We start from the raw sequence: 20,531 nt of genomic DNA, 5'->3' as shown, positions 1-20,531 counted from the left end.
CTTGCCTTCATGATGGAAACCTTTCAATGGACGGGCCGGAACGAAGGGGCGTGCGTGTCAGGGGTGTTCGATCCAGCAGGCGAGGATGGTGGTGGAGAGCTGGTAGGCCAGCGCGTTCCTGGTGATGTCGTCCGGTCCCAGGGTTTCGGGCAGGTCGGAGGCGTCCACCTGGAGCACGAAACTGTCCTTCTGGAACACTGCTGACCCGTCAGCGGTTTCATAGGCGGGGAAGCCGAGGTTCGCAAGCCCTTCGACGGGTGTGGCGTCCTTTGCGAGGGCCTGCATCGCATCGAAGTAGGTCAGTGCCGTGGACTTGTCCTTGGCTTCCTTGACGGAGATGATCAGGTCGCCGTCGTCCAGGTGGTAGGTGCAGGTGAAGGTGCTGTCAGCCCAGTCGTTGATGGTGTGCGGGTCCTGGTCCAGGTCCAGGATCGCGGTGAGGCGGTCCGTCGGCTGGTCCCCGCAGACCATGAGGGCAGCCTCGCTGGGCCCATCGGCCTTGGCGGTTCCGGGCGATGATGGCCCGCCGTGGTGCCCGCCGCCGTGGCTGTCAGTGTGCCCGGTCTCGATTGAAGTCACGGCTGGGGCTGGTGTCTGGGGATTCGATGGTGCAGTGACGGATCCGGCTGCTGTGGCGCAGCCGGAGAGCAGCAGGGCAGAGATGCTCAGGGTGGCCAGCAGGGGCTTGTGCTGTTTCATCGCTCTTTTCCGTCCTGGCCGCCGTACCTTCCGGTCGACGGCCGTTGTCAGGCTTTGAGGGTGGCGTAGATGACGTAGTTATCGTCAAATTCCCCGGTGGCGGGGTCGTAGCCGTCGCAGGTGATCAGACGCAGCTCAGCACTTTTGGTGTTGCCGTAGACCTCGAGGGTGGGGAACCCGTCTTTGGGGTAGAGCGCGCCGCGGTCAACGGTGAACACGGCCGTGCTGCCGTCGGTTCGGGAGACGTTGATTTCGGCGCCGGGGGTGAGTTTGCGCAGGTCCGCGAAGACGCCTCCGCGTCCGCTGGGTGAGTTGACGTGGCCGAGCAGTACCGAGGGGCCGCGTTCCCCCGGGGTGGGGGAACCGTCGTACCAGCTGGCAGGTGCACCGTCGCCGGTGTCTTCGGGTACTTCCAGGGAGCCGTTGTCCTCCAGCCCCAGATGGATCAGGTCGCTCCGGACCCCGATCGAGGGAATACTCAGGGTCACCGGAGCCGACGCATCCATGACCGGAGGCAACTGTTCCGCGGGTGGGGCGGCTGTGGGGGCAGCCGGTGAGGGTGCGGCCGGAGCCGGGGACGGGACCAAAGTATTGGTGGGTGCCGCGGACGCTGAGACGGGGGCGGAAGGTGCTGCTTCGGCGTCGGGAGTGGCGGGTCCGGCGGCGCAGCCCGCCAGGGACAGCGCGAGCAGAACCCCGGCCGCCGTAGCGGCCAGGGGGCCTTCGCGGCGGCCGGGGTTCATGGTTGTCACAGTAGTGATCCGCTCAGCTTTGGCTAGGCTGCTGCGTTGCGGCGGCGGACAACGTAGGCGCCGCCGGCGAGGGCGACCAGGGCCAGGCCACCGCCGAGGGCAAGAGCCCCGGTGTCTGTGCCGGTCTCCTGGGGGACGCCGGTCGCTGCGCCGCCTGCGGGCATTTTCATTTGCCCGGCCGTCAAGGTCCCGCACAGGGCAGGTGAAGTGGCGGCAAGCGGAAGCTCAGGGACAAGATCGCTCTTGGCTGCTTGCGCAGCAGGGCTCAGCGTCGCGGGGTCAAGGCCGTGGACAACCACCACTGCGGTGCCTGCTTCCAGGGCGGCCTTGGTTTCGGCGTTCAGTTCGAACGTGCGGTCAATGGTGTACGCGGCGCCCTGGCCGGCGACCTTGAGGTCAAGGCCTGCTGCGGGGCTGGTGTCCCCGCTGGTGGACAGGGTGGTGACGATGCCGCCGTAGGACGGTGCACCCTCGGTGGTGTTGACGACTCCGTCACCATTGCCATCTGCCGCTGGTGTGGGGCACACGCCCTGCGCACCGCCGTGGATGTGCTGAACGTGCGGGTATGGAGCATCCATGAAGGTCGGGGCAAGACCCGAGACCTTCAGGACAACATGGGCCTGGTTGCCCGTGACGTCAACAGTGACGGTGCCGGAAGCTGAGCTGCCGTTGAGCTGCTTAAGGGTGGTCTGGTAGGACTGGTCGGCGGCCATGGCCGGGGAACCGGAAAGGGCAAGAGCGCCCAAAGCGAGAGTGGGAACAGCCATAAAACGGAGTGTCTTATTCATTCGAAAAATCTCCTCATACACGCGCGTGTGATGTTGATATCCCCGGGAGGGGATACCAGTACTTCGCAACTGCCCCGGAAAAGGATGGGTGCGGATGTGGCCGGATTCACATATTTCTGCAGGACGTCGCCGCGCGGGCACCTGAAGGCGCCCCTCACGGGCAGTCACCAGAGGAAAGGGTCAGGCGGCGGCTGAGGTGCCCCGGTGCCGGCCCCGGGCAGCCCGCCCTGATCCAGCCTGGTTCTTGTGCAGCAGGGCGTATCCGGCCGCCGCCAGGACTCCTGCTGTGGCTTCGGCTACAGCGGTGATGACCTTGGCCGTGTACCAGACCGGTTCATACATCGACGGCACCGGCCCGATGGCCGGGACCTGGACATACCGATACAGGATGACCGCGGCCAGGGACGACAACGCTACCACGGCGGCCGCAGCGAAAGCCGTACGGGAGTTTCTGAGCAGCACAAACAGTGCCGCCAGGGCCGCAGCGCCGGCCTGGACCAGAAACAGGGTCCCCTGGCCGATACCGCCCGGGGCGCCCTGCTGATAGCCCGGGGCGAGCTGGACATGGATGGCGGCGCTGACCACCAGAGCCGCCGCAACTCCTGCGCGCAATACCCACAGAGACCGTCCCTGAGGTTTTGACTCCGCCCGGCTCATTTCACGACCAGCGCCCCGGTCATCTGCGGATGGAAGCTGCAGATGATGTCGTACTCTCCCGGGGCGTCCGGGGCCTGAAAGATCACCGTCGCACCGCCCCGAACTTCATTGTCGAAGCCGCCCTTGTCCTTGGCAGTGACGGTGTGCGGCGCGCTGTCCGCGTTCGTGACCGTCACCATCGCACCCGGTTTTACCGACGCCGGAACCTCATACTTGAAATCCTTAATCGTGATGACCGCTGCGCCCGTCTGGGCTGATCCACTCGCTGACGGGGCAGTGGAGCTGGCCGCAGGCGGGTCGGAATTCGCCTCATCCTGTGCGGCGCACCCGCTGATGGCCGCCATCGACACGGCGGCGGCTACGGTCAAAGTACGGTTGATCCATGTCATGGCAGTCCCCTTCACGGGGATATGTCCTGCACCCGCCGGACGGCGCGCCCATCAGGAAACTACCCCACACACCTTATTCGTCACCCCAGCCCTCACGGACTGCCCTACGAGGCGGAAGCCTGCCCCCAATCAGACCGGGCGAACGAAAGGGTAGGGGCGCCACCCATCCCCGCCCCACTGAGGCGCGGATCACAAAAGACCGCCGAATTCCTCGGCGGCCCCATGATAGGGAGCGAAAAACATGAAAAGAAACTCAAAGCTGGCTCTTGGTGGAGCGGCAGCAGTCGTCATCACCGCGGTGTCGATGGGAGCAGGCCCCGTCCTGGCCCACAACGGCAACGGCAAAGCGTCCGACAAGTTGGTGACGCTCACAGCCGAGCTCACTGAGCTTAACGGTTCCGGCGCTTCCGGGACCGCCACCGCTGTGGTGAAAAACCAGAAGATCGAACACATCGAGGTCCACGCTGAGGGCTTGACCCCTGACGCACCCCATGCCCAGCACATCCACTACGGCAACCAGGCCCTGAACGAATGCCCAACCCTGGCTTTGGACGAGAACTGGGACGGGCGCATCAACACCGTTGAAGGGATACCCGCCTACGGACCGGTTGTCGTGTCGCTCACCACGACCGGGGACACCACCCCGGAAAGCTTTCTGGACGTTGCCCGGTTCCCCGTCTCCCATGACGGGATCTTCAACTACAGCCGGGACAACATCGAATTCACCGATGTCGCCGGAACTGGCTACCCCGGTCCAGGCGGACTCGGCACCGCCAAGGACATCGCCGACTCCATCCGGGACGGCGAAGGCGTCCTGGTCATCCACGGGCTTGACTACGACGGCAACGGCACCTACAACTTCAGTGACCCAGAAGGCGGCAGCGAACTAGACCCCGCCCTGCCCGCTGAAGCAACAGACCCGGCCGTCTGCGGCGTCCTGCGCTGACACCCTGAACGGACTGGCCGCTGCTGGGGGCGGCCAGGCCCGCCCGTATAATCATGGAGGCAGCTACCGAATTCGACGGCGGCATCAACTCCATCATGATTTCCTCCACCTACGCCCAGATCGGCATAATCCAGATGCCTGCGGCTGGTCGAAAACGCCCGGAACACCGCCGGTACCACGTCGGAGACCTGGGCTCGAATCTCCTGGGGGTGAATGGGGCGTCGTCCTCCGGCCATTCCCCTCAGGGCCCGAAGGGCCGATAACGGATATCCCGTCAACTTGCCCGAGCCTCACGTAGGCCCTGTGTATTTGAGGACAGCAAGGAAAAGCTAGTGGGTGGGTTCGAGGGCCAGTTTCACTCCGACACCTACGAGGACCGATCCGGTGATGCTGTCGATGATGCGTATGCTTCGGGCGCCCTTGCACCAGCGCGTGGCGTAGCCTGTGCCGAAGATCAGCAATGTGAACCAGGCCATGGGAAGCAGGCACTGTCCGGCGAGTGTGAGCACACGCTAGGCCAATTCCGAAGCGGCTACTCACCGAAAACCTTGGACCCGTCGTGTGCCAAGAGGCCCTGCCGGGTGACGTGCCTCGGGTTTCGCTGGCGGGGCAGGGAATTGTGGAACGATCGAAGCCAACGGCAACCGTGGCCCCATCGGACGGCGCCCCAGTAAGGGCGATCGCCTGGCTAGATCGACTGTGATTTTCTTGTCTGATCAGGTCGCAGACCAAAACGCTGATAAGGGATACTTCCTCAATCTGCCAACGCCCGAACCAGGCCCTTACTTGCGATGCGGGAAGTTCTATTGCTGTACGTCGCCGTCGAGGTGGCGGAGGGTTTCCAGTCGCTGCTTGGCCAGTTCGATGTCGGTGGAATTGACCATATCAGCCTTGCCAGGTTGGCTCGGGGAGCGCCGCAGCTGGCCACTGTTGATCAATGCCAGCACTTCGTTGACGTCGGTATCTAATGCCTTGGCTGCCTGTTCAATGGTGAGGTAGTGGTGGTAGCGGCGAGTCACGTCTCACTCCTGGCGGGGTTGTCGGTTGAATGGTGTACTGAAGCCCGTCGGCGCGGAGCCGTTGTTGCAGGGCTTGGAGCATGTGATGGGGTTACAGCCGCCGCGTGGGCGCCGGTTCCGGCTCTGTGCCGGGCGTCAATGCGGGAAGTCGCTTTCCAGGTCTTCCATGGCCCAGGCCAGAACGGTGAGTTCAAACGGGGGAGGTTCCTGGATCTCGTACAGGTGGGCGTCGAAGTCGAAAGGGTCGGCGCTCCCGCCGTTTCCCCAGTACCTCAACCAGAGGCCTTCGACGCTGATGATGTCGAGTTCTACCAGGGCTCGTGCGGTCTGTCGTGGATCGCTCATCGCTTCTACCTGATCATCATTGCGGGACAGCGCCCGCCTATTGGTCAGCATACTTACTAATTCGAGGTTACGGGATTCGGGCGCGTCAGCCAACAGAGGCTGCAGAGCTTTTTTGGCGAGAGAGCGCCGCATGTCTTGGCTGCGATGGTGCCGGGCACAAAATCAGCCTGCACGGGCTGGTGGCAGGCAGTGCTGACATTCAAACGATTTCGAACGGCGTGACCGGATTTGTGGCGGCCGCGATCAGCAAGGCCCAGTGCCTGGGCGTGAGCAACAGGCCGTCCACCGCAAGTACGGGAAGCAGTAACGCTTTACAGGCTTCGAACCCATTCCTACTGCCGGCAGCCGGGGTGACAAAGCCCAAATCCCACGTTCCCCGGAACGGCGCCGGAGGAAGCCTGTGTTTTAGGCCACCGGGGACAGTACGAGTTGTTGTTGTACCGCTCACCTGCATGTCACATACCCGCCATCGCCCTTCCGTAGCGTGCGGGCATGCGTATTCCAAAGATTGCCGCGTTACTGTCCGCCGCATCTACCCTGCTCGCGCTCTCGGTCGCCCCGGCAGCGGTCGCCGTCCCTTCCAGCGAGGCCTCGGACCACACCCCGGATACTTACTCAGTGCTCCAGCTCAACCTGTGCCTCTCCGGCCTCGCCGGCTGCTACCCGGACACGGAGTACCCGCGGGTGGTAGACGAAGCCGCCGCCAAAATTGAAACCACCGGCCCTGATGCCGTGACAGTCAATGAGGCCTGCAGCGGCGACATCGCCCGCATCGCTGAAGGGACCGGCTACGACTACCGTTTTGCCACTGTCATGTACCGCGGGGCTCCACTCGAATGCACCAAGCCCGGAGGACGGGGAGTCTTCGGCAACGCAGTCCTGGTGGACGGGACCATCACGGCCAGCGAGGACCAGGCTTTCCGGTCTCAACTGGGTTCCGAAGAACGCCGCTGGCTGTGCGTTGAGACAGAGCAGGGCGTTCGTGCCTGCACCGCCCACCTCAGCGTTGCCGGCTCCGCTGCCCAGGCAGCCACCAACCAGTCCCAGTGCGAGGAACTGACCTCGGTCCTGGCCAGGGACGGCCAGGCCAAGGCGACCATCTTTGCCGGCGACGTCAACCGCAAAAAAGGCTGCGCTCCGGCAGGTTTCTGGACGGCCACGGATGCTGACGCCGGGCAAGCTCCCGGCATCCAGCACGCCTACGGCTCCCGAGGCTGGCTGCCCAACCCCACCACCGTCATCGTCCCGATGACCTACACGGACCACGACGGCCTCTTCGTGGAGTCAATGCTTCGCCCCAACAACTGATTGAGCACAAAACGCTGGAGCCCCAAAGCTGTTCGGGGCTCCAGCGTTTTCCCGGGCCCGCACCCAAGGACTGCTTAGACTGAAATCCTGTTCACTGCTGCTTCGCCGGTGGAGGCGGGCAAAGCACAAGACGCGACGGCGGGTGGCCGCGCAACGCAGCCACCCGCCGTCGTCCTTTGAAAATGCCTACGCGGTGACTTCAGAGGTGAGTGTCCTGTGCAGTCCTTCACACGCAGCCGGCCGCCGGCCGGGGCTCAACAATGGCCAGCTGGCCGGTAGTGTCAGGGACGCCCGGAAGCTGGGTGGCAGGCGCCTCGCCGACGGACGGTTCCCGGGCCGAGCGCATGCGGAATAGCGCAACAGCGGAAATCAGGAACCAGGCAACGTTTGTCACCACAGACGGCCATGCGCCATGGAAGGCGCCGTTGACAATAAAAGCACAAGAGCCCACAAGATTCGCGGTTTGGAAACCCTGGCCTGCCTTCCACCAGCCCATGGAGACGGCCAAGTAGGCACTGAGAATTGCAACCGCGCCGCCCCAGCCGGCAACTTCCCACAGCAGTTCCATGTTGTCCTTTCCACCTTGCTGCCCGTCACGATGCAAGAGACCAATAAAAAGTCGGCAAGCAAGCGCTATCACGGCAATTATTGGGCTCCGATAATCTTAAGTTCAATTGCATTCTTCTGAAGATGTGGTTTAGAACTGCTTAACATGGATATCGACCCCCGCCGGCTGCGCGTACTCCTTGCTGTGGCCCGTACAGGCGGCGTCCTCGCAGCTGCGGACGAGCTGCGGATTACGCCGTCTGCAGTGTCCCAGCAGCTCACCAAACTGGAGGACGAAACAGGCCACGCTTTGGTGGTGCGAACCCCGAAAGGATCGCTGCTGACACCCGCCGGACTGGCGGTAGCAGAAGCCGGTGAAGAAATTGAACGTGCACTCAGCGTCGCCCTTGCCCGCATAGAAGGCGGGGCCACGGTCCAAGGCGTGGTGCGAATTGGCGGGTTCACGAGCTTCGTGCGGACGGTGGTGATCCCGCGCCTCCCGGAATGGCGCAGCCAGTACCCTCAGCTGCAAATCCAGATCGTGGAAGATGATTTCCCGGCCCTGATGCGGCTCCTTCGCCAGCGCCAGCTCGACGCGGTCGTGGTCGAACTCGATTCAACTACGGCGGAGCAACAAGCACTTCCCGCCGGAACGATCGAAGAACCGCTGCTGGACGAGCCATGGAAACTCGTGGTCCCCTCCGGAACGCTCCTCACCACGGAGAACGTCGACCTCGGCCGGTTGCCCCTTCCTTGGCTGGGAGTGGAGCCCTCGGCCGCGAACGTGTCAGTGCTGGGGCGGCTGAGCCGCTCCACAGGCGCCCGGATGGAAATTCTGCATCAGTACCAGGACACCCTGACCGCCCTGGCACTCGTGGCTGCGGGCGAAGGCGCCGCAATCGTGCCCACCCTGGCGCTGACCGGCGTCGTCCAGGACGGCGTTGACGTCCTGGACGTCCCCGGCCTCGGGACCCGGCGTATCGTCCTGCGGCGGTTTCAGCGGCGCCGGCCGGCAAACCTGCCGGTGGACACGGTGGCGCGCCTCCTGCGCGAGTCGGCGGCCGCCTTCGACACGCGGTCCGCTGCATAGGGGGTCTCAGCGGTCGGACCATCCCGACGGCGGTGGCGCGTCCAGGAACGTCGTCACCACGAGATCAGCGCGGCGGAAGCAGCCCTGCAGCCTTGCAGGACCAGTCGCTTGTTCTTGATCGTCAGATTACGGAGGAACAGAAGAAGCTGGCAAATCTTCAACGCCAGAAGAAGATCAATAAGGATGCAGTGGCGGCGCAAACCCTGGTCGTCAATTCCTTGACCGCCAAACTCGGCGACATCCAGAAGCAGATCGCGGCGATCGACGGAACAAAAGCCTTGGGCGGCTGCACCGTTGGCCTCGCCCTGTCCGGTATTTCGCAAATCACAGAAATAAGCCCGGACCCGCCGTCGTTATGCCCTAAGTGCCCGCCGCGATTCCGCGGGCCGCATACGAAACTTCCTTGAAAGGCCGGCACCCACGTGACTCTCCCGCTTTCCATCCTTGACCTGGCAACCATCGGCAAAGGCCAGACGGCGGCGGAGAGTTTCGCAGGCAGCGTGGCCATGGCGCAGAGCGCCGAGAAGCTGGGCTACCGGCGTGTCTGGTACGCCGAGCACCACAACATGTCCTCCATCGCGTCGTCCGCCACCAGTGTGCTCATCGCCCACGTTGCGGCGCACACCGAAAGCATCCGGCTGGGGGCCGGCGGGGTCATGCTGCCCAACCACTCGCCGCTGACCATCGCCGAACAGTTCGGCACCTTGGAAACCCTCCACCCCGGCCGCATCGACCTCGGCCTGGGCCGCGCCCCGGGCAGCGACCAGAACACCCTGCGCGCCCTGCGCCGCGACCCGATGTCCGCCGACAGCTTCCCCCAGGACGTCCTGGAACTGCAGGGCTACCTCACCGGCCCCACCCGCATCCAGGGCGTCGAAGCCACGCCGGGCAAGGGCACCAACGTCCCGCTCTATATCCTGGGCTCGTCCCTGTTCGGCGCCCGCCTTGCCGCCCAGCTGGGCCTGCCGTACGCCTTCGCCTCGCACTTCGCGCCGAATGCCCTGCAGGACGCCGTCGCCCTCTATCGCCGCGAATTCAAGCCGTCGGCCCAGCTGGACGCGCCGTACGTTATCGCAGGTGTCAACGTGATCGCCGCCGATTCCGCTTCCGAGGCGCAGGCCATGCTGCAGGCCACCAAGCGCGCCCGGGTCTCCCTGTTCTTCGGCGGCGGCACCCGGGAGTTCACCGACGACGAGGCAGACATGATCCTCGACTCGCCGCAGGGCCAGCACGTCTCGCAGATGATGACGTACTCGGCAGTGGGCACCCCTGACGTGGTGATCGATTACCTGGACAGCTTCGGCAAGCATGCCGACGCCGACGAACTCATCGTCGCGCACCAAAGCACCGGTACCGCTGAGCGGCTGCGGTCCGTCGAACTGCTCGCCGAGTCCGCCGGCCTGGTCCGGGTCTGAGGCGCCCCGTGGCAGCCAAAACCGAAGGCGTAGGGTTCCGATCCGACCGCGGGCCCATCCTGATCGCCCTGATGCTGGCCACCGGGCTGGTGGCCATCGACTCCACCATCGTGGCCACCGCCGTCCCGTCCATCGTCCGCGATGTCGGCGGCTTCGAGTCGTTCCCCTGGCTCTTCTCGGCGTACCTGCTGGCGCAGGCCGTCTCGGTGCCCATCTACGGCAAGCTCTCCGACATGCTGGGCCGCAAACCCATCATCCTGGCCGGCATCGGGCTGTTCCTGCTCGGGTCCATCCTCTGCGGCATCGCCTGGAGCATGCCCGCCCTGATCGCCTTCCGCGCGCTGCAGGGCCTCGGCGCCGGCGCCGTGCTGCCGGTCTCCATCACCATCGCCGGTGACATCTACTCCCTCGAGGAACGCGCCAAGGTCCAGGGCTACCTCGCCAGCGTGTGGGCCGCGTCCTCCGTGGTGGGCCCCAGCCTCGGCGGCATCTTCGCGTCCCTCGGTTTCTGGCGCGGCATCTTCCTGGTCAACATCCCGCTCTGCCTGCTGGCCGGGTGGATGCTGGTCCGGACCCTGCACGAGAACGTGGACCGAGCGAAACACCGCGTGGACTACGCCGGTGCCGGCCTGCTTGCGGTGTCCCTCGGCCTGCTCATCCTTGGTGCCCTCCAGGGCGGCCAGGCCTGGGCGTGGAACTCCCCGGTCAGCATTGCCATTTTCGCTGTGGGCACCGTGCTCCTGGTCCTGTTCCTGCTGGTGGAACGGCGGGTCGCGGAGCCCATCCTGCCGGCCTGGGTCATCTCCCGGCGGCTCCTCGGCACCACCGCGCTGGTGTCCTTCGGCGTCGGCGCGGTGATGATCGGGCTGACGTCCTACGTGCCCACGTTCCTGGAAGGCGCACTGGCCACCTCGCCCCTGGTCGCCGGCCTGGCCCTGGCGGCACTCACCCTTGGCTGGCCCATCAGCGCCTCACAGGCCGGCCGCTTTTACCTGCGGATCGGTTTCAAGGCCACGGCCCTCGTTGGCATTGCCGTCACCGTTGCAGGACTCCTGGTCCTGACGCTCACGGCGGCGGCACCCAACGTGCTGCTGGTCGCCCTGGGCTGTTTCGTCGTCGGGCTCGGCCTGGGCCTGGTGGCAACCCCCACCCTGATCTCCGCCCAGTCCAGCGTCCCCTGGCACGAACGCGGCGTGGTCACCAGCACCAACATGTTCGCCCGGTCCATCGGCAGCGCCCTGGGTGTGGCCGTCTTCGGCGCTGTGGCAAACGCGATCTACGCCGACGCGCCGGGTGGCGAAAGCAATGGCCCGGCCGTGGTGGCAGCTTCCGGAGCCGTCTTCCTGGCCGCGCTGATCGCGGGCCTGCTTACCGTGGCTGCGGTGCTGGCCATGCCGGCCGTCAGGGCGGGTGCGTCCGGGGACTCCGGAACGGACGACGGCGGCGGCGCGGCTGAAGAGCCGGCCCTCACCGAGGCGGAGGAGACTCCCCGCTGACCCCCACCCCTCCCAACTAAGTAGCGCCAAGTGTCGTTTTGGGGGTTCAAAACGACACTTGGCGCTACTTAGTTGGGCAGGTGGCTACCGGGTCGCGCGGAAGATCTCCGGCGCGGGTCGCGTTCCGGTGGCCAGGTCCGCCAGGATCCGGCCGATCACCGGTGTGAACTTGAACCCGTGCCCGGAGAACCCTGCTCCGACCACCACGGGACCTATCCGGTCCAGGATGAAGTCCTCGTCGGGCGTGGTGGTGTAGGTGCAGCTGATGGCGTCGAACGAGTCGGCGTCCACGCCCGGCAGCCAGGTCCGGGCGTAATGCTGCAGCGCCGCGAGCTGCTTCGGTTCCGGCAGGAACGAGCGCCGATCCGGGTCCACCACCGGTCCCACCCCGTGCCAGCCGGCCTTGATCCCTTCTCCGGGGGTGAGCATGCCGTATACGGGGGAGTACCAGTCCTGGTACTCCGGTCCCGTCCCCGGGTAGTGGTTGAAGCCGGGCCAGACAGCGCCCTCGTCCGCCACCCGGAAATGCAGCGGCTGTTCCTGGGTCACGGTGAGCTTCGGGAGCCGGAAGCCGCCTGCGCCGCCGAGGAGCTTCTCAGTCCAGCCGCCCGCCGTTACCACCACCTGGGCTGCGGTGACCGTCTCCGTTCCCGCCGCCGACTCGAGAACCAGCCGGACACCGTCGTCCGTCACCTGGAAGTCCACCACCTTGGTGTGGTGCCGGATGTCGGCGCCCCGGGCTGAAGCCAGCCGCTGGAACGCGGGGAGCGCGGCCTCGGGGTTGAGCTGGCCTCCGTCAGGCATGTGCAGGACCTGCTGGTCAAAGCGGATGCCGCGCCAGCGTTCGCCCGCCTCGTCAGGGTGCAGGAGCTCAGCGCGGAGGCCCGCCTGCGTCAGCGCGGCGGCGATTCCGGGCAGCTGCGGGTCCGGCCCGTGGGTCACAATGCCTGTCCGCGTGAGCAGCTGTTCGCCGCCCTCCTGCTCCAGCTCCTCCCAGAGCGAGAAGCTTTCGGCGAGCATGGCCACGTATTCCTGCCGCTCGTAGCCGGGATTGAGGTTCCGGGTGCTGCCGTGCGAGGCGCCGATCTTGTGCCCCGGACCGAACTGCTCCACCAGTGTCACCTGGCGGCCGCGGCGGGACAGCGCCCAGGCAGCGGCCGAGCCCATGGCGCCGCCACCGATCACCACGGTGTCGAGAATATGATTCATCAGGCCTCCAGCCTTGCGTGAGGTCAGGGATCAGGTCAGCAGCAGCGCGACGCCGATCATCGCAGGAACAGCCACCACAGTGGTAATGAGGACCGTATCTTTCGCCACGGTCAGTCCCGTTTTATACCGGCTGGCGGCCACGAAGACATTTTGCGCGGTGGGCAGGGCAGAGGTCACGACGACGGCGAACAGCAGGTGCCCCTCCATGCCAAGCGCATAGCGGGCAAAGACGTAGGCAAGCGCCGGCTGGACGGCCAGCTTGAAGACGCTGGCCAGGAGGGTGTCCACCCGGCGTCCCTCTGACGCCTGCAGCGGGCGGCTGCCGTTCAGGCTCATGCCGAACGCGATCAGCATCGCCGGGATCGCAGCGCCGCCGATCAGGTGGATCGGCTCCATCACCAGGTCCGGCACCTGGAAGCCGGTGCCGGCCACCAGCAGTCCCAGCGCGGACCCAACAATCATCGGGTTCCGCAGGATCATCACGATGAAGCCCAGGGGTGTGGTGCGGTGCGAACTGGTGCTCGAGTCCAGGATCATCAGGAATAACGGCGTGAAGAAGGCGAGCTGGAAGATCAGCAGGGGAGCCACATAGCTCGCGTCACCCAGGACATATACCGCAATTGGAATACCAAGGTTGGCGGAATTCACCAGGGACGCCGACATGGAGGACATCAGCGACTCCGGCAGTGAGCGCCGGAGCCAAAACTTGGCGAGGACAAAAAAGATGGCCGCCGTGGCCACGGCCGAAACCGCAGCCACCAGCAGCGGCTCCGCGAAGACTTCCTGGAGCCGTGCCTTGCTCAGCGTTTCGAAGAGCAGGGCCGGACTGGCCACAAAGAAGGTGAGTGCGCTCAGGACAGGCCGGGCGTTATCCCCGAGGATCTTCTGCCGGCCCACGAACCATCCCACCAGGATGATGCACCACACCACGAAGAAGCCGGCCAGCACTCCTAGCAAGGGTCACCCCGGCGGGCATGGCGGGATAAGGAACCGGGGCGCACGCTCCGGTCTAGACTGTGGCGTTGTTGAGGGCGTGCGGCGGGCGGAGAAGCCCGGGCGTCAGGCCCTCGGCGGGGTCGTTCCCCAGTTGGATCACCTTATTGTTCTCGTCCACGTGGACCACCTTGGGCTGGTAGGCCTTAGCCTCTTCGGTGGTCATCTGCGCGTAGGTGATGAGGATGACAATGTCGTTTTCCTGCATCAGGTGGGCGGCGGCGCCGTTGATGCCGATCACGCCGGAGCCGCGCTCGCCGGCGATCGTGTAGGTCTCAAGCCGGGAGCCGTTGGTTACGTCCACAATGGACACCAGCTCGCCGGGAAGGATGTCAGCGGCCTCGAGCAGGTCCAGGTCCACGGTGACAGAGCCGACGTAGTGCAGGTCAGCGTGGGTGACGGTGGCCCGGTGGATTTTGGACTTGAACATTGTTCGATTCATAACGGCTCCAGTCTAGCGCCGGGGTGCTTTTGCCGCAGTGACGCAGGGAACATCCCGGCTTAAGCAGGGTCCCCGGAGATTGCGTCGGCTGCCGCGGCGAGTGTCTCCCTGGCCGCGAGGATGGCCGGCCGCTTTGCGCTCGAGCGCCGGACGGAGGTGAAGATGGTGCGGTGCGGCTTGCCAGGCAGCTCCAGCAGCTGGGCAGTGGTGCCGCGGCCGGTCCACACCAGGTCCGGCATGAGCGCGACGGCGTTGCCGGACTCGATCAGCCGGATCTGGGCCTGGAGGTCGGCGGTTTCGAAGCGCACGTCGGGTTCGAACCCGGCGCTGCGGCAGGCCTGTTCCGCCCAGTGGCGGGATGCAGCACCCCTTGGCTCCATGACCCAGGCGAGTTCCGCGGTGTCGGCGATGGAGCGGATGGTTGTGCCGCCGTCGGACGCGGGGGGTACGGCGAGCCGGATGGCGTCTGTGGTCAGCTTGATCCGGTCCAGTTCCGGGTAGCGGGGCGCGGCATGGCCGGGGTACTGCTCGGCGATCACCAGGTCGAAGTCGCGGGCCCAGGTTTCGTGAAGCGCGGTTTCGGGCTCGCGCTGGATCATTTCGATCCGGACCTCCGGGTAGTTGGCGGCCATCCTGGTGAGGGTGTCCGGCATCAGCGCCAGCGCCGCGGACTGGAACACCGCAATCCGCACCGTCCCGGTGACCGTGGTGAGCGACGCCGCGAGGTCCGCCTCCGCCTGCTCCATGGTCTGCAGCAGCTGCGCGGTGTGCGCCACCAGCACCTCGGCCTGCGGCGTCAGTTGCACCCGGCGGCCGGTCTTCCGGAGCAGCTCCACGCCCACCTCCTTTTCGAGGAGGGCCAGCTGCTGGGAGACCGACGACGGGCTGTACTGCAGTGCCTCCGCCACCTCGGCAAGGGTCCCGCGGATGCTGAGCTCGCGGAGAAGCCGCAGCCTGCGCACGTCGAGCATGAGGAAATCCTTACCGAAACTAACGAATATAGGTTAGAAGTAGCCACTTTATCTAATGCAAGGGTGCTTGCATACTGTTGGGATCGAGTTACCCCCGTCACAGCCATTTATTGGCGTGCCGCGGCGGGGTCGCACCCCAAGCAGGAGTTCCTGATGAGTAGTAGAGATATGAGCCAGTCGGTCATGAGGCGCAAGCCCATCGACGATATCGAGGAAGAGAACAAGCACAGCGGCCTCTTCAAGTCGCTCGGGCTGTGGCAGCTGACCGCCATCGGCGTTGGCGGCATCATCGGCGTCGGCATCTTCTCCCTTGCGGGGCTGGTGGCGGCGGGAAGCGAAGGCACGCCCGGAGTGGGGCCCGCGGTGCTGATTTCGTTCCTCGTGGCCGGCCTTGCCTCCGCGGCGGCCGCACTGTCCTACGCCGAATTCGCCGGCATGATCCCGCGCGCGGGTTCCGCCTACACCTACGGCTACGTGGCCCTGGGTGAAATCGTCGGCTGGTTCATCGGCTGGGACCTGCTGCTGGAATACATCGCCATCGTGGCCGTGGTGGCCATCGGCATCTCCGGCTACTTCGACGCCTTCCTTTCCGGCATCGGCATCAACATGCCAGCGTGGATGACCTCGACGGCGGACGAGGGCAAGGGCGGCATCGCCAATATTCCCGCCATCCTGGTCTGCCTCCTGGTCACCTGGATCCTGTCCCGCGGCACCAAGGCGTTCGGCCGCTTTGAACTCGTGGCCGTGGCCATCAAGGTCCTGCTGATCCTCTTCATCATCGGCCTGGGCGTGTTCTACATCGACACCAACAACTACAACCCGTTCATGCCCAGCGGCTTCGGACCCGTCCTCGCGGGCGCCGCCACCGTCTTCTTCGCCGTCTTCGGCTACGACGCCATGAGTACCGCCGCCGAAGAGGCCACCGACGGCAAGAAGCACATGCCCAAGGCCATTGTGCTCTCGCTGATCATCGCCATGCTGCTCTACGTTGCCGCCACCCTGGTCCTTACCGGCATGCAGAACTACCGGGACATCGACCCCACCGCCGGGTTCGCTTCAGCCTTCACCGGCGTGGGCCTGCCCGTGATCGCCACCATCATCTCGGTGTTTGCCGTGCTGTCCATCCTCACTGTCATGCTGACCTTCCTGCTGGGCGTCACCCGCGTCTGGTTTGCCATGAGCCGCGACGGGCTCCTGCCGGGCTGGTTCTCCAAGACGGACCGCCACGGCACCCCGCAGCGCGTCACCTGGATCGCGGGCATCGGCTCGGCATTCCTGGCCGGCGTCTTCCCCATCAAGGAAGTCGCCGACCTCACCAACATCGGCATCCTCGCCGCGTTCGTCGTCGTCTGCATTTCGGTGATTATCTTCCGCTACAAGCGCCCGGACGCACCGCGCACCTTCCGGCTGCCGCTGATGCCGCTGGTTCCGGCGTTCGGCGTCCTCGCCTCTGCCTTCCTGATGTTCCAGCTGCACTGGGAGACGTGGATGCGCTTCGGTATCTGGCTGGTCATCGGCCTGGCCATCTACTTCTTCTACGGCCGCAAGCACTCGCTGATGAACCCCAGCAGCCCGCGGCACGAGGAACTCGTGGAGATGCACCGCCCCCTCGGCTGACGCCTCTCACCGGACAACGCTTCCCGCACGGCAGGCCTTCCACCCCAAAACCCCCGGTTGCCCTATCGCTTTTGGTCCTTAAACACCCGATTTAGGACCCAGTAGTGATAGAGCAAACGAGGAGGGCGGGAGGCCTGCCGCCTGTTGTTTAAGGACCTGTAGAATCATCGATTTTTCTAACCTATATTGCTTAGAAAAGATCGCTTTATCTTATGTGATTCGAGGCCCATACTGGTGGAAAGACCACCTCGCCACCCCAGGAAAGAACGGGAAAAACCATGACCCACGTAGCAATGGAACCGGCAGCTGCCACCGGCATTGCGCCCCAGACTGTCGACGTCGACGTGCCCCAGGCGAAGGCCCTCGCCAACGAGGCCGTCGCCCTGGTCCGCCGCTGGCTGACCGAGGCCGCCAAGGTTCCGGTTGACGCCTCCGCCGAGCAGCTGGCCGGCGTCCTGAAGGACCCCAACGGATTGGACTTCACGGTGGGCTTCGTTGACGGTGTGGTCCGCCCGGAGGACCTGCACGTCGCCGCCCGCAACCTCGCGAAACTTGCCCCCAAGGTTCCGGCGTTCCTGCCCTGGTACATGCGCAGCGCCGTCGCACTCGGCGGCACCATGGCCCCGGCCATGCCCCACGTTGTCATCCCCATCGCACGCAAGGTCCTGCGCGAAATGGTGGGCCACCTGATCGTGGACGCCACCGACGCCAAGCTCGGCCCGGCCATCGCCAGGATCAAGAAGGACGGCATCAAGCTCAACGTCAACCTCCTCGGCGAGGCGGTACTGGGCGAGCACGAGGCCTCCCGCCGCCTTGAGGGCACCCACACCCTGCTGGCCCGCCCGGACGTGGACTACGTCTCCATCAAGGTGTCCTCCACCGTGGCCCCGCACTCCGCCTGGGCCTTCGACGAAGCCGTGGAGCACGTCGTAGAAAAGCTCACCCCGCTGTTCGAACTCGCCAACTCCTTCGCCGCCCCGGGGAGCAGCACCGGCGGCAAGGCCAAGTTCATAAACCTGGACATGGAGGAATACAAGGACCTGGACATGACCATCGCGGTCTTCACCAGGATGCTGGACAAGCCCGAGTTCAAGAACCTCGAGGCCGGTATTGTCCTCCAGGCCTACCTTCCGGACGCGCTGTCTGCCATGATCCGGCTGCAGGACTGGGCCGCCGAACGTCGCGCCAACGGCGGCGCCGGCATCAAGGTCCGCGTGGTGAAGGGCGCCAACCTGCCCATGGAGCAGGTGGAAGCCTCCCTGCACGACTGGCCGCTGGCCACCTGGGGCACCAAGCAGGATTCGGACACCAGCTACAAGAGCGTCATCAACTACTCGCTGCACCCGGAGCGGATCAAGAACATCCGGATCGGCGTGGCCGGGCACAACCTGTTCGACATCGCCTTCGCCTGGCTCCTGGCCAAGCAGCGGGGCGTGGAAGCCGGCATCGAGTTCGAGATGCTGCTGGGCATGGCCCAGGGCCAGGCCGAAGCCGTCAAGAAGGACGTCGGCTCCCTCCTGCTCTACACCCCGGTGGTGCACCCGTCCGAGTTCGACGTTGCCATCGCCTACCTGATCCGCCGCCTCGAAGAGGGCGCCAGCCAGGAAAACTTCATGTCCGCCGTGTTCGAGCTGGACAAGAACGAGGGGCTGTTCGAGCGCGAAAAGCAGCGTTTCCTGTCCTCCCTGGAGGCGCTGGACAACAGCGTTCCGCTGCCGAACCGACGGCAGGACCGCAACCTGCCGCCGGTGCCGATGCCCCACACCGGGTTCCACAACACCCCGGACACGGACCCGTCCCTGCCCGCCAACCGGGAATGGGGACGCGCCATCCTGAAGCGCATTCCGTCCTCCACGCTGGGAAACGCCTCCGTTGCTGCCGCGTCCATCACCGACGAGGCCACCCTCAACAGGGTGATCGAAACCGCCGTCGAAAAGGGCAAGGCCTGGGGTGAGCTGTCCGGCGACGAGCGCGCCGACATCCTGCACCGCGCCGGCGACATCCTTGAAGCCCGCCGCGCCGACCTGCTTGAGGTCATGGCCAGCGAGACCGGCAAGACCATCGACCAGGGCGACCCCGAGGTCAGTGAGGCCGTGGACTTCGCGCACTACTACGCCGAGTCGGCCCGCAAGCTGGACAGGGTCGACGGCGCCACGTTCGTTTCCGCCAGGCTCACCGTGGTCACGCCGCCGTGGAACTTCCCGGTCGCCATCCCGGCAGGGTCCACGCTTGCGGCACTCGCCGCCGGCTCCGCCGTCGTCATCAAGCCCGCCAAGCAGGCCGCCCGCAGCGGCGCCGTAATGGTGGAGGCGCTCTGGGAAGCCGGCGTGCCCAAGGACGTCCTGACTATGGTGCAGCTGGGTGAGCGCGAGCTCGGCAAGCAGCTCATCTCCCACCCGGCCGTGGACCGCGTCATCCTCACCGGCGGCTACGAAACCGCCGAGCTGTTCCGCTCCTTCCGCCAGGACCTGCCGCTGCTGGCCGAGACCAGCGGCAAGAACGCCATCATTGTCACCCCGAGTGCGGACCTGGACCTGGCAGCCAAAGATGTGGCCTACTCCGCGTTCGGCCACGCCGGCCAAAAGTGCTCGGCAGCCTCACTGGTGATCCTGGTGGGTTCGGTGGCCAAGTCCAAGCGGTTCCACAACCAGCTGATCGACGCCGTTACCAGCCTTAAAGTGGGCTACCCGCAGGATCCCACCAGCCAGATGGGCCCCATCATCGAGCCCGCCAACGGCAAGCTCCTCAACGCGCTCACCACGCTGGGCGACGGCGAAAACTGGGCCGTGGAGCCGAAGAAGCTGGATGAGTCCGGCAAGCTTTGGAGCCCCGGCGTGCGCTACGGCGTCAAGCGCGGTTCCTACTTCCACCTGACTGAGTTCTTCGGCCCCGTCCTCGGCGTGATGACTGCCGAAACCCTGGAAGAAGCCATCGCCATCCAGAACCAGATCGAGTACGGCCTCACCGCCGGCCTGCACTCGCTCAACGCGGATGAGCTGGGGGTGTGGCTGGACGGCATCCAGGCCGGCAATCTCTACGTGAACCGCGGCATTACCGGCGCCATCGTCCAGCGCCAGCCCTTCGGCGGCTGGAAGAAGTCCGCTGTTGGCGCCGGCACCAAGGCCGGCGGGCCCAACTACCTGGCCGGCCTGGGCGACTGGCTTCCCGCGGAGGCGTCCGCCACGGCCGAGGTTTCGCACCCCGCCGTCCGCCGCATCCTCCACGCCGCCGGTCCTTCCCTCGAGCCCGCCGCGCTTGAGTCCGTGCAGCGCGCCCTGGCGTCCGACGCCGAGGCCTGGGCCGCTGAGTTCGGCACCGCAAAGGACGTGTCGGGCCTGAGCGCGGAGCGGAATATTTTCCGCTACCGCAGCCTGCCCGTCACCGTCCGCCTCTCCGAGGGCGCACCGCTCGCGCACCTGGTCCGGACTGTGGCGGCCGGCGTCCTGGCCGCGTCGGAGCTGACGGTGTCCACCGCCGTCGAGCTTCCCGCCCAGCTGCGTGCGGTGCTCACCGCCCTGGACATCGAGGTGACTGTAGAGTCCGACGCCGGCTGGCTGGCTTCGGCGGGCCGCCTCGCCCCCGCGGGCAAGTTGTCCAACGGACGGATCCGCCTGATCGGCGGCGACCCCTCCGCAGTCGCCGATGCAACGGGCGGCCGGCCGGACCTGGCTGTGTACGCGCACCCGGTTACGGAGGCCGGCCGCGTTGAGCTGTTGCCCTTCCTGCACGAGCAGGCCGTCAGCATCACGGCGCACCGGTTCGGGACACCGAACCATCTCTCGGATGCCCTGATTTAGTCCGCGCAGGCGGAAGGCCGGGCAGCCACTCTTTCGGTGGCTGCCCGGCCTT

At 65.7% G+C, this 20,531-nt stretch carries 22 protein-coding genes; 9 read left to right on the top strand and 13 right to left on the bottom strand.

The annotated features are described in order from the left end of the window. Positions 1-57: 57 nt before the first annotated feature. From ACLH0K_RS16920 to ACLH0K_RS16900, 5 genes are all read right to left on the bottom strand, one after another. Positions 58-699: a hypothetical protein gene (locus ACLH0K_RS16920; protein WP_411374692.1), complete on the bottom strand. Its 642-nt coding sequence runs from the start codon at positions 697-699 to the stop codon at positions 58-60. A gap of 47 nt (positions 700-746) precedes the next feature. Further along, positions 747-1,442, bottom strand: coding sequence for a class F sortase (locus tag ACLH0K_RS16915; protein ID WP_411376512.1), 696 nt, complete (start codon positions 1,440-1,442; stop codon positions 747-749). A 32-nt stretch (positions 1,443-1,474) separates the two neighbouring features. After that, positions 1,475-2,239 (bottom strand): LPXTG cell wall anchor domain-containing protein, encoded by a 765-nt coding sequence (locus ACLH0K_RS16910; RefSeq protein WP_411374691.1) that lies wholly within the window; start codon positions 2,237-2,239, stop codon positions 1,475-1,477. Between the two features lie 180 nt (positions 2,240-2,419). Beyond that, positions 2,420-2,824 carry a hypothetical protein gene (locus ACLH0K_RS16905; RefSeq protein ID WP_411374690.1) on the bottom strand — a complete coding sequence of 135 codons (405 nt, stop codon included), beginning with the start codon at positions 2,822-2,824 and terminating at the stop codon, positions 2,420-2,422. A gap of 68 nt (positions 2,825-2,892) precedes the next feature. Next, positions 2,893-3,285, bottom strand: coding sequence for a cupredoxin domain-containing protein (locus ACLH0K_RS16900; protein WP_411374689.1), 393 nt, complete (start codon positions 3,283-3,285; stop codon positions 2,893-2,895). Between the two features lie 241 nt (positions 3,286-3,526). On the opposite strand from ACLH0K_RS16900, the gene ACLH0K_RS16895 reads away from it, so the two are divergent. Continuing rightward, on the top strand, positions 3,527-4,231 hold the full coding sequence (locus ACLH0K_RS16895) for a hypothetical protein (protein WP_411374688.1): 705 nt from the start codon (positions 3,527-3,529) through the stop codon (positions 4,229-4,231). A gap of 53 nt (positions 4,232-4,284) precedes the next feature. Beyond that, complete coding sequence (locus ACLH0K_RS16890) at positions 4,285-4,494, top strand: hypothetical protein (RefSeq protein WP_411374687.1); 210 nt, start codon at positions 4,285-4,287, stop codon at positions 4,492-4,494. Between the two features lie 66 nt (positions 4,495-4,560). Here ACLH0K_RS16890 and ACLH0K_RS16885 read toward each other — a convergent pair whose 3' ends face one another. The 3 genes from ACLH0K_RS16885 to ACLH0K_RS16875 all read right to left on the bottom strand — a co-directional run bounded on the left by ACLH0K_RS16885 (position 4,561) and on the right by ACLH0K_RS16875 (position 5,595). Further along, on the bottom strand, positions 4,561-4,707 hold the full coding sequence (locus ACLH0K_RS16885; RefSeq protein WP_411374686.1) for a LysE family transporter: 147 nt from the start codon (positions 4,705-4,707) through the stop codon (positions 4,561-4,563). 327 nt (positions 4,708-5,034) lie between these two features. Further along, on the bottom strand, positions 5,035-5,250 hold the full coding sequence (locus ACLH0K_RS16880) for a hypothetical protein (RefSeq protein WP_411374685.1): 216 nt from the start codon (positions 5,248-5,250) through the stop codon (positions 5,035-5,037). Positions 5,251-5,385: 135 nt separating this feature from the next. Next, positions 5,386-5,595 (bottom strand): hypothetical protein, encoded by a 210-nt coding sequence (locus ACLH0K_RS16875; protein ID WP_411374684.1) that lies wholly within the window; start codon positions 5,593-5,595, stop codon positions 5,386-5,388. 492 nt (positions 5,596-6,087) lie between these two features. Here ACLH0K_RS16875 and ACLH0K_RS16870 point away from each other — a divergent pair, with 492 nt between their 5' ends. Further along, a complete protein-coding gene (locus tag ACLH0K_RS16870) occupies positions 6,088-6,903 on the top strand; it encodes an endonuclease/exonuclease/phosphatase family protein (protein ID WP_411374683.1) in 816 nt (271 codons plus the stop codon). A gap of 226 nt (positions 6,904-7,129) precedes the next feature. Here the strand turns inward: ACLH0K_RS16870 and ACLH0K_RS16865 are convergent, their stop codons facing one another. Continuing rightward, positions 7,130-7,471, bottom strand: a complete 342-nt coding sequence (locus ACLH0K_RS16865; protein ID WP_411374682.1) for a CBU_0592 family membrane protein — start codon at positions 7,469-7,471, stop codon at positions 7,130-7,132. A gap of 144 nt (positions 7,472-7,615) precedes the next feature. Between ACLH0K_RS16865 and ACLH0K_RS16860 the strand changes: the two genes are divergently transcribed. The 4 genes from ACLH0K_RS16860 to ACLH0K_RS16845 all read left to right on the top strand — a co-directional run bounded on the left by ACLH0K_RS16860 (position 7,616) and on the right by ACLH0K_RS16845 (position 11,450). Beyond that, entirely contained in the window at positions 7,616-8,539 is a 924-nt protein-coding gene (locus ACLH0K_RS16860) for a LysR family transcriptional regulator (RefSeq protein ID WP_411374681.1), read from the top strand. A gap of 92 nt (positions 8,540-8,631) precedes the next feature. Next, positions 8,632-8,946 (top strand): hypothetical protein, encoded by a 315-nt coding sequence (locus ACLH0K_RS16855; RefSeq protein WP_411374680.1) that lies wholly within the window; start codon positions 8,632-8,634, stop codon positions 8,944-8,946. Between the two features lie 15 nt (positions 8,947-8,961). Beyond that, entirely contained in the window at positions 8,962-9,954 is a 993-nt protein-coding gene (locus ACLH0K_RS16850; RefSeq protein ID WP_411374679.1) for an LLM class flavin-dependent oxidoreductase, read from the top strand. A 71-nt stretch (positions 9,955-10,025) separates the two neighbouring features. Next, a complete protein-coding gene (locus ACLH0K_RS16845; RefSeq protein WP_411376511.1) occupies positions 10,026-11,450 on the top strand; it encodes an MFS transporter in 1,425 nt (474 codons plus the stop codon). Positions 11,451-11,534: 84 nt separating this feature from the next. Here the strand turns inward: ACLH0K_RS16845 and ACLH0K_RS16840 are convergent, their stop codons facing one another. From ACLH0K_RS16840 to ACLH0K_RS16825, 4 genes are read right to left on the bottom strand one after another with little or no spacing between them, the layout of a single operon-like run. Then, positions 11,535-12,659, bottom strand: a complete 1,125-nt coding sequence (locus ACLH0K_RS16840) for an FAD-dependent oxidoreductase (RefSeq protein ID WP_411374678.1) — start codon at positions 12,657-12,659, stop codon at positions 11,535-11,537. 30 nt (positions 12,660-12,689) lie between these two features. Continuing rightward, positions 12,690-13,616, bottom strand: coding sequence for an AEC family transporter (locus ACLH0K_RS16835; protein ID WP_411374677.1), 927 nt, complete (start codon positions 13,614-13,616; stop codon positions 12,690-12,692). Between the two features lie 52 nt (positions 13,617-13,668). Beyond that, positions 13,669-14,094: an aspartate 1-decarboxylase gene (gene panD / locus ACLH0K_RS16830; RefSeq protein ID WP_411374676.1), complete on the bottom strand. Its 426-nt coding sequence runs from the start codon at positions 14,092-14,094 to the stop codon at positions 13,669-13,671. A 59-nt stretch (positions 14,095-14,153) separates the two neighbouring features. Next, complete coding sequence (locus ACLH0K_RS16825) at positions 14,154-15,065, bottom strand: LysR substrate-binding domain-containing protein (protein ID WP_411374675.1); 912 nt, start codon at positions 15,063-15,065, stop codon at positions 14,154-14,156. Positions 15,066-15,218: 153 nt separating this feature from the next. On the opposite strand from ACLH0K_RS16825, the gene ACLH0K_RS16820 reads away from it, so the two are divergent. Further along, positions 15,219-16,682, top strand: a complete 1,464-nt coding sequence (locus tag ACLH0K_RS16820) for an amino acid permease (RefSeq protein ID WP_411374674.1) — start codon at positions 15,219-15,221, stop codon at positions 16,680-16,682. A 278-nt stretch (positions 16,683-16,960) separates the two neighbouring features. Continuing rightward, positions 16,961-20,479: a bifunctional proline dehydrogenase/L-glutamate gamma-semialdehyde dehydrogenase gene (locus ACLH0K_RS16815; RefSeq protein ID WP_411374673.1), complete on the top strand. Its 3,519-nt coding sequence runs from the start codon at positions 16,961-16,963 to the stop codon at positions 20,477-20,479. Positions 20,480-20,531 lie beyond the last annotated feature (52 nt).

The sequence above is a fragment of the Arthrobacter sp. MPF02 genome (genome assembly GCF_046605375.1).
Classification (GTDB): domain Bacteria; phylum Actinomycetota; class Actinomycetes; order Actinomycetales; family Micrococcaceae; genus Arthrobacter.
Note: the sequence above shows the minus strand (reverse complement) of the source record. Positions and strands in the feature narration are given on the sequence as shown.

Coding starts and splice junctions, on each gene's coding strand:
- panD (WP_411374676.1), bottom strand. CDS start 14,094: ATGAATCGAACAATGTTCAAGTCCAAAATCCACCGGGCCACCGTCACC.
- ACLH0K_RS16815 (WP_411374673.1), top strand. CDS start 16,961: ATGACCCACGTAGCAATGGAACCGGCAGCTGCCACCGGCATTGCGCCC.
- ACLH0K_RS16845 (WP_411376511.1), top strand. CDS start 10,026: ATGCTGGCCACCGGGCTGGTGGCCATCGACTCCACCATCGTGGCCACC.
- ACLH0K_RS16910 (WP_411374691.1), bottom strand. CDS start 2,239: ATGAATAAGACACTCCGTTTTATGGCTGTTCCCACTCTCGCTTTGGGC.
- ACLH0K_RS16920 (WP_411374692.1), bottom strand. CDS start 699: ATGAAACAGCACAAGCCCCTGCTGGCCACCCTGAGCATCTCTGCCCTG.
- ACLH0K_RS16870 (WP_411374683.1), top strand. CDS start 6,088: ATGCGTATTCCAAAGATTGCCGCGTTACTGTCCGCCGCATCTACCCTG.
- ACLH0K_RS16915 (WP_411376512.1), bottom strand. CDS start 1,442: ATGAACCCCGGCCGCCGCGAAGGCCCCCTGGCCGCTACGGCGGCCGGG.
- ACLH0K_RS16890 (WP_411374687.1), top strand. CDS start 4,285: ATGGAGGCAGCTACCGAATTCGACGGCGGCATCAACTCCATCATGATT.
- ACLH0K_RS16820 (WP_411374674.1), top strand. CDS start 15,219: ATGAGTAGTAGAGATATGAGCCAGTCGGTCATGAGGCGCAAGCCCATC.
- ACLH0K_RS16900 (WP_411374689.1), bottom strand. CDS start 3,285: ATGACATGGATCAACCGTACTTTGACCGTAGCCGCCGCCGTGTCGATG.
- ACLH0K_RS16840 (WP_411374678.1), bottom strand. CDS start 12,659: ATGAATCATATTCTCGACACCGTGGTGATCGGTGGCGGCGCCATGGGC.
- ACLH0K_RS16895 (WP_411374688.1), top strand. CDS start 3,527: ATGAAAAGAAACTCAAAGCTGGCTCTTGGTGGAGCGGCAGCAGTCGTC.
- ACLH0K_RS16885 (WP_411374686.1), bottom strand. CDS start 4,707: ATGGCCTGGTTCACATTGCTGATCTTCGGCACAGGCTACGCCACGCGC.
- ACLH0K_RS16825 (WP_411374675.1), bottom strand. CDS start 15,065: ATGCTCGACGTGCGCAGGCTGCGGCTTCTCCGCGAGCTCAGCATCCGC.
- ACLH0K_RS16860 (WP_411374681.1), top strand. CDS start 7,616: ATGGATATCGACCCCCGCCGGCTGCGCGTACTCCTTGCTGTGGCCCGT.
- ACLH0K_RS16865 (WP_411374682.1), bottom strand. CDS start 7,471: ATGGAACTGCTGTGGGAAGTTGCCGGCTGGGGCGGCGCGGTTGCAATT.
- ACLH0K_RS16875 (WP_411374684.1), bottom strand. CDS start 5,595: ATGAGCGATCCACGACAGACCGCACGAGCCCTGGTAGAACTCGACATC.